Raw genomic sequence first — 9,364 nt, forward strand, 5'->3', positions numbered from 1 at the left:
CAATAGCGTTTTCTCGATTCGTTAGACTATCAAAAGCCCGCTTTTGGGCTTCATAACGTTTTCTGAGTTCGTTAGCGTTTGTCCAGAATGAATCGACAGCCGACTTTGCACAATTGCAGAAGTTCTTGAATGGCTACCTTAGAAAGGGGATACCCTTAAGCTCTACCTCGAAACTTATACTTTATCTACTCAAAAAACGAGCCCCAGAATTTCTGGCGGCTCGTTTTTTACGTTTGATGGCTATACTTAATCCAAATACAGCGCATTGCTTACAGAGGCAAGAAGCATTTCATGCACCTCAACAAAATATCGCCATACCTCTGCCCGATAAAAGCTTCGGCCTGCCAGTTCACCAAATAACTCAAGTGAATGCTCGTTGTAAACGACACATGAACGCTCGACACCCTGATTCGAGATAAGCTTTACCTCATCCCCTGCAAGCAGACCCGACACCACAAGATTTACATTTCCCTCACGCTCTGGTGCGTCCATCGGCACCACGTCGCCCATATGATACTTCCCTGCGCTCAACTCCATCACCGGACCTTCTGGGGAGTAGCTTAGAAAAACGCGCCCTGTATCGATCCCATCCAGAATGCCGTCCACGGTTCGAGAGGATGCATACACCCATGTTGTAGGAGAACTGTGACTGACGTAGCCTCCAAACCGGTGCATATCACTGCCGCCTACGGCGATGAGACGTTTGCCCATGCAAAGCTGCCCATGCCACCAATCAAGTGTCTTACGGTTGGCTTCCCGCCAAGGCCCGTTCCAAATTTCCACCCAATCATAATCGACCATCCAGTCCCATTCCCAGCCGCAGTTCGGACAATGGGGATGGTTCAGCACAACACGCGCGCCATTTGCTCTTGCCTCACGTATACGTGCCTGCACCTGCTCCGAGCTAGTCGCACGGAAATCTACCACTGGCTTAACAACACCCAAGAAGTTCGCATGGCCGTGATTCGTCGTCAATTCCATACCGGGAATTAAAACAACGCCCGTTTCATGCGGATAAGCAAGGTTTTGACTATACGTGTTATGATCCGTCATCGCTAGAAAATCACAGTCCAGCTCTTCCATAATCCGAGCATTCTCGGATAATGTCAGCGCTCCGTCACTATGGACGGTATGCATATGAAGATCGCCCTTCAGCCAGCGCCCTTCCTTGGGTGTGCAGGCAACCTTCACCATTACGGTGCATCCCGCAGGTGGAATCCGGTACGTGCCGAGCAGCACACACCACTCCCCCTCCATCAAGTACCCAGGTACATAGCCGGGAGTCGCCTTTTCAAGCTCCACATAAAACTCCGTTCGGGCTCCCCCACTCCAGCCTCTTACTTGATCCGTATCTTTTAAACCGAGATCAATGACGCAGTCGCCGGGTCCATGCGCTTCCACTTCTACACTAACGTGAATACGTTCCATGCCTGAGGCTACTTGAAAAGGAACCTCCACATAACGATCTGCTTCCTTACTTGTAATGAAACGAGATACAGTCACGATGCTCATTGGGCTCCCCCTATTCTTTCGTAGCGCCGACCATAAGGCCTGTTACGTAATATTTTTGCACAAATGGATAAATAACTACCAATGGAATCAAGGCCAGCATGACACCGGCCATCCGAACATTAGGCGTCATAAACAAGTTGCTGCTGGTTGAGTCGGACTGAATAACGAGCGAGCGCAGCGCTACCTGCAAAGTAAACTTTTTCTGATCGGTGATATAGAGCAGTCCAGGTGTCAGTTGATTCCAACGGGAGACGAATTCGAACAAAGCCACGGTGGCCAATCCGGGTTTAGCAAGCGGCACATACATTGTGGAGAAAATGCGAAACTCACCCGCTCCGTCGATTTTAGCGGATTCCGCCATTTCGTACGAAACAGCTCCAAAGAAATTTCTCATTAACAAAATACTGAAACCTGAAACCAAACTATATAAAATCAAAGCATTTACGGAATTCAATAAACCCAACTCTTTATTTACAACGTAAAGGGGGATCATCACGGCTTCATTCGGAACCATCATGGTTAGCAAAATAAAGCTAATGATCAGCTTGCGCCCAGGCAGCCCCTTGTGCAGCAGCACATACCCGGCCATTGCACATAGCAGCACGTGGATAAATGTACCCACCAACGTCAACAGCACATTCAAACCAAAAGGTCTCCACAGCTCAATGCGCTGCCACACTGTACGGTATCCCTCTAGGCTCGGCTCTGAAGGCCATAACCGAATACCGCCATGCATGGATGAGATATTAGAGGATATGGAGATGACAAAGGTGTTCCATATGGGCAGGATCATCGTCGCGACAAGCAGCAGCAGGAAGAGGCTGTTCACTAGATGAAAGGGCAAGTCCCTGCTGGTCAACGATTTATTCATAACACGATTTCACTCCTCGTCATAACGAATCAATTTGCGGGTTGCGAATACTAAGATCAGCGTTGCCAATACAACGAGAAAGCCAGCGGCTGAAGCGACGCCCATTTTGAACTCCAGAATTCCTTTTTGATACGTATACGTCATCAGGACATCCACTTTTCGGGCAATAACAGGATTACTTAGTATGATCATTTGGTCGAACATCCGGAGCATCCCGATCATATTCAGCAAGGTCACAACCTTCATCGTCGGAATGAGCTGAGGCAAGGTTACATAGCGAATCTGCTGCCAGCGTCCAGCTCCGTCCATACGCGCGGCTTCATACAAAGAAGGGGAAATCGTCACGATAGAGGCCAAATAAAGAATACAGGTTAAACCCATTTCCTTCCAGGTGTTCGTTAAGACCATCAAAGCTTGGGCATAGTCGACTTCCGCAAAAAAATGAATCGGTTTCGCAGCACCCAGCAGCTTCAACAAATCATTAACAAATCCTCCATCCGGAGACAGCATAATGATCCAGATGCCTCCTACAACAACCCAGGAGAATAAATGCGGTAAGTAAATAACCATTTGTGTCAGCTTCTTAAACCACGTTTTAAGCACCTCATTTAAAGAGAGAGCTGTAATAATCGGGGCAAAAAAACCTACAATTAACATCCCAATTCCAATAATTAAGGTATTCTCCAAAACGCGCCAGAATACCGGATCGTTCCAAACCACAATGTAATTCTGAAGACCCACGAATGGACGAGTTCCAATAATCCGAAAATTTTGCATGGAGATTTGCAAGCCCTTGATGAGCGGGTAATAAGAGAAAATTAAAAAATAAATCACAACGGGAATCATCATGAGATACATTACCCGATAACGTGCCCATGCGGTCACTAGACGTCCCTCCTTATCTATGAAAAGTAAAGCGGCGGCTAGGGAGTTACTCCCCGCCTCCGCTCTCTCATTAGTCAATTAGTTTAGCTGCTTTAAGCTCATCATTCATTTTTTTCACAGCGTCTGCTGCTGGCAATTTGCCCATCATCGCTTGGAAAGCGTAATTGGTTACGATTTTTTCAGCGCTAGGCCAGTCTTTCGTGGAGTTTTCAATCGTTGCATTATTGTCGAAAATAACTTGGCGGCCTTCAAGCGCGCCTGGCAGCGTACCAATCGGATTCTTAAAGTTCGTGTTGTTCGGGAACGGAGCACCATGATCCATACCATGCTTAACTCCCTCATCCGTTAGCGTGTATTTCCCGTCTTTAACGGTGTAATCATCGCCTTCAATCCCTAATGTACTAAGGATGTTACCCTTCTCGGAGTGCCAGAACTCTAAGAATTTCATCGCTGTATCTGCATGCTCGGCATTCACTGGAATTCCCCAAACACTTGGGTCGCCGCGACGAAGCATGATTTTGCCATCTGGACCTACGGCCCCAGCGATTGCTTTGGCTTTAAAGTTAGGATCATCCGTTTTCTTCATATTATTGAACAAACCTACCCATGCATCCCAGTACGTGACCATCCCAACGCGATTCGTCAAGAAGAGCTCTCTCATTTTGGCTGAATCGTTGGTCGCGAAGTTCGGGTCTAGAATCCCTTCCTTGTACAGCTTCGCAAACCACTCATAAATCGGAACCGCTGCTTCTGTTGCATAAGGAATCGAGCGCTTGCCACTAGCATCAATCACATATTTATATTTCACGCCTGCTGCGCTCATAAATCCTTGAATATCGTATAACCCAGCCGTGGACAAGCCATAAGTATCGTCCTTACCGTTGCCGTCTGGATCTTTTTCCTTGAATGCCTTCAGTACTTGGTAGAAATCCTCTAAGGACTTCGGCTGCTGCAGCTTCAGCTTGTCCATCCAATCTTGACGAACGGTAGGCAGCGTGCCGCCTTCTGATTTATTAAATACACTGAAGATCTGACCATTTTTGTAAGTGATCATGTCCCATTCCTTGGTAGGAATGACTGAAGGATCGGATAAAATCTTGGAAGCTTTGATCTTATCGTTTAACGGCATCAGCGCACCTTGATCAACAAGAACATCCATATTGCCTTTGCCCATATAAATGAGGTCATACTTTTCGCCAGCAGAAATCGCTGCGTATAGTTTCTTATCATAGTCAGCTGCTGGCTTCTCGATGGTGACCTTAATACCGGTCAATCGTTCTACTTCCTTCTCAAACAGGACATTCTCTTCCGGCGTCTTGCCCCCAGCAACATTGCTCAGAATGCGAAGAGTTTCTTGTTTAGCCGGCTTGGCAGTTTCGCTACTTACGTTTGGTGCGGCTGTTTTATCGGTATTCGTACTGCAAGCAGTGGCTAGTATACTTGTCGATAACACGACGGCTGCGATCATTCCTGCTTTTTTATTGAACATGGGTAGGGCCTCCTATTTGTCTATCTATTTATGGGGTTTTGTGGGTTTACTAACTCTCGCTCGGGCACATGAGCCTCTATAAACTAAACTGGCAGGAATCAATATGCGTTTGGCAATGGCATTGGGCTGACGGCACTGTTCGATGAGCAGCTTGGCTGCCTCGCTTCCCAGTACCTCCCCATTGAGCCTGACCCCTGTAAGAGGTGGCTTGAATTCAGGCGCGAAGACGGAATCATCGCTGAAAGCAAAGACAGAAAGGTCTTGCGGTATTTGCAAATTGAGCTCCGCAGCCGCTTGGTATACCCCTAAAGCCACTTTATCTGTATCCGTAATGATGGCTGTAATATGCGGATAAGCTGCTAATAGTTTCTTGGTCATCTGGTAGCCGTAGACAGTGGATGTTAGACTGCTATCTTTGTACACAATGAGCTTTGCATCAACGGACACCTCGGCTTTATTGTAGGCTCTGTAGTAGCCATGCTCGCGGTCTTGAGCGACCGTTCTTTTCTTCGGCGCATTGAGGAACGCGATATGAGTGTGACCTAATTGCAGCAGGTACTCGGTAACGATTTGTCCCATCCCAATATTGTCGTTATCCACATAAGAGACACTGGATTCGAACTCCTCCTGTGGTCTTCCTATCACGACTAGCGGCACGTTGCGCTTGATTCGCTCGGAAATTCTCTCATCATTGGAGGCGGGATCCAGAAGAATATCGCCATCTACCGGGTCTGTAGACAAGTGCTCCACTTGACTGGAGAATTCGGCAGACAGGGTGTTTACCAGCAAACGATAGCCCTGGTTATAACACTCTCTCAACACACCATTAAAGAGGCCAAGATGGAACTGACTGAATTTCACTTGCTCACCGGCCATATTTAACCCGATGATATTCGTTTTCTTATTAGCTAAACTGCGAGCCCAGTAATTGGGTCTATAATTCAAATGTAAAGCTGCCTCCAGTACACGCTGTGACACTTCCTTGCTGATCGGCCTTTTTTTGCTAAATACGTTGGACACTGTGCTCTTGGAAACCCCAGCTACTTTTGCAACATCATCTATGTTGGCCATACGAGCTCGCCTCACTTCTCTTTCATATTAAACCGGTTTTATCAACGGAGTTTTAAATAGAGCTTAATGATTTGTAAAGGAAACAAGCGCTTTCGATGATCGTTTTAATCAAAAATCAAGGGAATTCAAGCATTTTCTTGCAAGCCATGCTGACAAATCATGAAACCGGTTCGACGATTTGTTTACACAAAAAGAGAAAACCGCCAGGGAATATCCCCTGACGGTTCCTTTAGGTTCGACAAAACTTTACCTTACTCGCTTACCCATGTCGTCTTCTGTTCAAACGGCACCCGCTGCGCCTTAGGAGGAGCCATGTCTGGATAGCCGATGTAGATGAATCCGACCAGCTCCTCTTTTCCCGCCAGACTGAACACCTCGCGCATCTTCGGATGATACGTAGGTGCGCCCGTCCGCCATATCGCTCCTAGGCCTAGGGCGTGCGCTGTAAGCAGCATATTCTGCACGGCGGCATGCGCTGCCGCATATTCCTCGATCTCCGGAACGATAGGCTTCTCCGAGGGGGTTACGGCCACGGCAATAATAACAGGAGCACGGAACGCTTTCTTCTCCTGAGCGCTTTTCAGCTTGGATAACTCCTCCTCAGAAAGCGTCGGATCCGCTTCTGCAGCGGCAACCTCGGCGTAGCCTCGGCCCAACAAACCTCTGCCTTCACTGGTCATGACCCAGAACCTCCAAGGCTCTGTGTGACAATGGTTAGGCGCCCATGTGCCTGCTTCAAGGATTTCTTCGATTAGCTGTTTGTCCACAGGATCCTGTTTGACCTTCCCGATACTGCGGCGATGGCGAATCGCTTCTTTTATATCCATGAATCCCACTCCTCTCCCTGCGGCTTATTCTCTCTCTATTGTTGCACGACCCAAGCTCACTCTGCAAACCTGCATGGGAAGCAGTGCCCTAGCAGCTATGAGGTTTAACCTATACCTCAATGAATCATGCTTTCACTGCCGTTTGCGGCAGCTCAATATCATGCAAATTCAGCTTTTTATCTGTCGGAAGGAAAGCAGCCAACAACCCAATTAAAGGTAAATAGGCGCAAAGCTTAATAACAAAAGAAATGCTTGTTGCATCCGCCAGCGTCCCCAGCACAGCGGACCCGATCCCGCCTAAACCAAAGGCCAATCCGAAAAACAATCCCGATACCGTACCTACCTTGCCTGGCAGCAGCTCTTGTGCATAAACGACAATAACGGAAAAACCGGATAACAAAATAAACCCGATACACGCACAAAGCACACCTGCCCAGAACAAATTCGCATATGGCAGAAGCAGCGAGAACGGCGCAGTTCCTAGAATAGAGAACCAGATCATATTGCGTCTCCCAAAACGATCCGCCAACGGTCCCCCCATGAACGTACCTACAGCTCCGGCAGCAAGCAAGGTGAAAATGAAGAGCTGCGCTCTTTCGACCGAAAGATGGTCATGTTCAATCAAATAAAAGGCGTAGAACCCTGTCATACTGGCCACGTAAACAAACTTGGAAAATAGCAGCATGATTAGAATAAATATCGCGTACGCAACCGTTTTACGGGGGAGTTTCTTTCGGACAACCTCAGTTTTGTTGGATGTGGATGGACGGCTCCCCGCCTTTCGATACCATTTGGCAACGAAAAACTGAACAATAATCCCCGCAGCCGCGACAAATGAAAACCAGATGATACCGAATTGGCCAAACGGTACAAAGATAAGAGCAGTAAAGACAGGAGCCAAAGCCTGCCCGATGTTACCGCCTGTTTGGAATATTGACTGCGCCAGTCCTCTGCGGGGCCCAGCAGCCAAATAAGCTACACGCGATGCTTCCGGATGAAGGACAGAGGAACCCAGACCTACTAGGATAACGGCTAAAATAACCTGAGCGAACGAAGACGCCACAGCCAAGACAATCACGCCTATAAGAGAGAAAAACACACCTGCGGGCAGCAGAAATGGCTTCGGTTTCGCGTCTGTGTACAGCCCAATCAAGGGTTGAAACATCGAGGCCGTCACATTCAACGTGAAGGCAATCCACCCGATTTGTGTAAAGCTGAGCTGCAGCGAATTATGAAGAATCGGAAACACAGCTGGGATAACAGATTGAATCGCATCATTCAACAAATGAACCAAGCTTATTGAAAATAAAATAGCATAAACGGTACTATTACGAGCATTGTTTGAAACGGACATGTGATCTCAAACCCCTTTCATCATATCATCTGACGTTTATAATTAAAGGAGAATAAAGCTACTCCTGGTTAAGATACTTTTTAAGCTGGCTGACCGTATCATCTAGATTTTGCTTCGTCCAGTACTCGGCAGCCGATACATCCTTGTCTTTAATCGCTTGATACATATTTTCGTGCTGGAGATTGTTGGGATCATGTGGACTCTCGACGCTCACTAATTTGTAAGACGTTTCGAGGAGCACAGTTGAGAAAGTCCGATATAGATCGATAGCTACGCTGTTCTTGCTCGCGATGGCGATGGACAGATGGAACTTTACATCAGAGTTCAGATAAGTGCTCGTATCGCCTTTCTCCAGCGCTTCCGACCGTTGATCCAGCGCGCTTCGCATCTGTTCGAGATCATAATCATCGCGGCGCTCAGCGGCTAATCGGGAGATTTCCAGCTCGAGCATCCTCCTTACCTCATAAACCTCCAGAATCTCGGCTCTGCGAAGCCTATGATCAAGCGGCTCCTGCATACCCGTATTAGCCGTCAAAAAAGTGCCGAAGCCCTGCTTCTTTTCGAGCAGCCCCGCATGAACAAGCACTCTGACCGCTTCACGGACCGTCGACCGTCCCACACCGAATTGCTGCATCAACTCGGGTTCCGTAGGAATCTTGTCGCCAGGCTTCATTTCGCCTTCCGATATTTTCTTCTGCAATTGATTAACAACATCGTCAACCAATTTAGGCCGGTTTAACGGCTGGAATGACATTTTCGAATTCATCAGATCATCTCCTGTTTAAAAGAGTATAGCATAGCTGCTCTCGGATTTTCATCCTATTTTTTAACAATTTGACTAAGCAACTTGACAATGCATACCTCCAAATTGATTGCAAAACCGACTTATGGCGTCCGTCCTTGAGCTAGATTTTTGTATGGGTTTCTGCAAAAGAAGTTGCGCTCACGGCCTATATGCTTAAGCATTCGCTTGTTCCTCCATGCTAATGTTGTAAGTTGTACAACTTTAGGCAAGCAAATCCGCGTTTTCCACGCGATTGTTGCAAAAAATACATTACCGATGCAAAATAGCTGACATGATCAGTAAGTCTTCACGTATAAATACAATTACTTAAATATATTGTATTTATTACCATTTTGTTTTTCTGGGTACAAGCCAAAAAAGTAAAGACTACAGAAAATGACGCGTTTTTACCATTAATTTACATTTTATTCTTGTGTCTCCGCTATTCTCTCACTATGATGCGCTGTGAACTTAGCCGTTCTTTTGTCTTGCTCGTCTTCTGTCGACCCTTTGAAGTTCTACTTGGCGGGCGAAAGACAGCATTTACAAAGTTAGACCAGCTATCATAGAA

At 47.0% G+C, this 9,364-nt stretch carries 8 protein-coding genes; all 8 read right to left on the reverse strand.

Features of this window, described 5'->3' with window-relative positions:
• Window positions 1-246: 246 nt before the first annotated feature.
• On the reverse strand, window positions 247-1,512 hold the full coding sequence (locus G519_RS0120690) for a CehA/McbA family metallohydrolase (protein WP_029196330.1): 1,266 nt from the start codon (window positions 1,510-1,512) through the stop codon (window positions 247-249).
• Window positions 1,513-1,522: 10 nt separating this feature from the next.
• The gene (locus G519_RS0120695) at window positions 1,523-2,383 is read right to left on the reverse strand and encodes a carbohydrate ABC transporter permease (RefSeq protein ID WP_029196331.1); all 861 of its coding nucleotides are present in this window, start codon (window positions 2,381-2,383) and stop codon (window positions 1,523-1,525) included.
• 9 nt (window positions 2,384-2,392) lie between these two features.
• A complete protein-coding gene (locus G519_RS0120700; RefSeq protein ID WP_029196332.1) occupies window positions 2,393-3,268 on the reverse strand; it encodes an ABC transporter permease subunit in 876 nt (291 codons plus the stop codon).
• Between the two features lie 70 nt (window positions 3,269-3,338).
• Window positions 3,339-4,757, reverse strand: a complete 1,419-nt coding sequence (locus G519_RS0120705; RefSeq protein WP_127528316.1) for an extracellular solute-binding protein — start codon at window positions 4,755-4,757, stop codon at window positions 3,339-3,341.
• 24 nt (window positions 4,758-4,781) lie between these two features.
• Complete coding sequence (locus G519_RS0120710; protein ID WP_029196334.1) at window positions 4,782-5,828, reverse strand: LacI family DNA-binding transcriptional regulator; 1,047 nt, start codon at window positions 5,826-5,828, stop codon at window positions 4,782-4,784.
• Between the two features lie 251 nt (window positions 5,829-6,079).
• Window positions 6,080-6,655, reverse strand: coding sequence for a nitroreductase family protein (locus G519_RS0120720; RefSeq protein ID WP_029196335.1), 576 nt, complete (start codon window positions 6,653-6,655; stop codon window positions 6,080-6,082).
• Between the two features lie 124 nt (window positions 6,656-6,779).
• Window positions 6,780-8,009 (reverse strand): MFS transporter, encoded by a 1,230-nt coding sequence (locus G519_RS43845; protein WP_051253544.1) that lies wholly within the window; start codon window positions 8,007-8,009, stop codon window positions 6,780-6,782.
• A gap of 58 nt (window positions 8,010-8,067) precedes the next feature.
• Window positions 8,068-8,775: a FadR/GntR family transcriptional regulator gene (locus G519_RS0120730; RefSeq protein WP_029196336.1), complete on the reverse strand. Its 708-nt coding sequence runs from the start codon at window positions 8,773-8,775 to the stop codon at window positions 8,068-8,070.
• Window positions 8,776-9,364 lie beyond the last annotated feature (589 nt).

This window comes from Paenibacillus alginolyticus DSM 5050 = NBRC 15375 (assembly GCF_000422905.1).
Classification (GTDB): domain Bacteria; phylum Bacillota; class Bacilli; order Paenibacillales; family NBRC-103111; genus Paenibacillus_E; species Paenibacillus_E alginolyticus.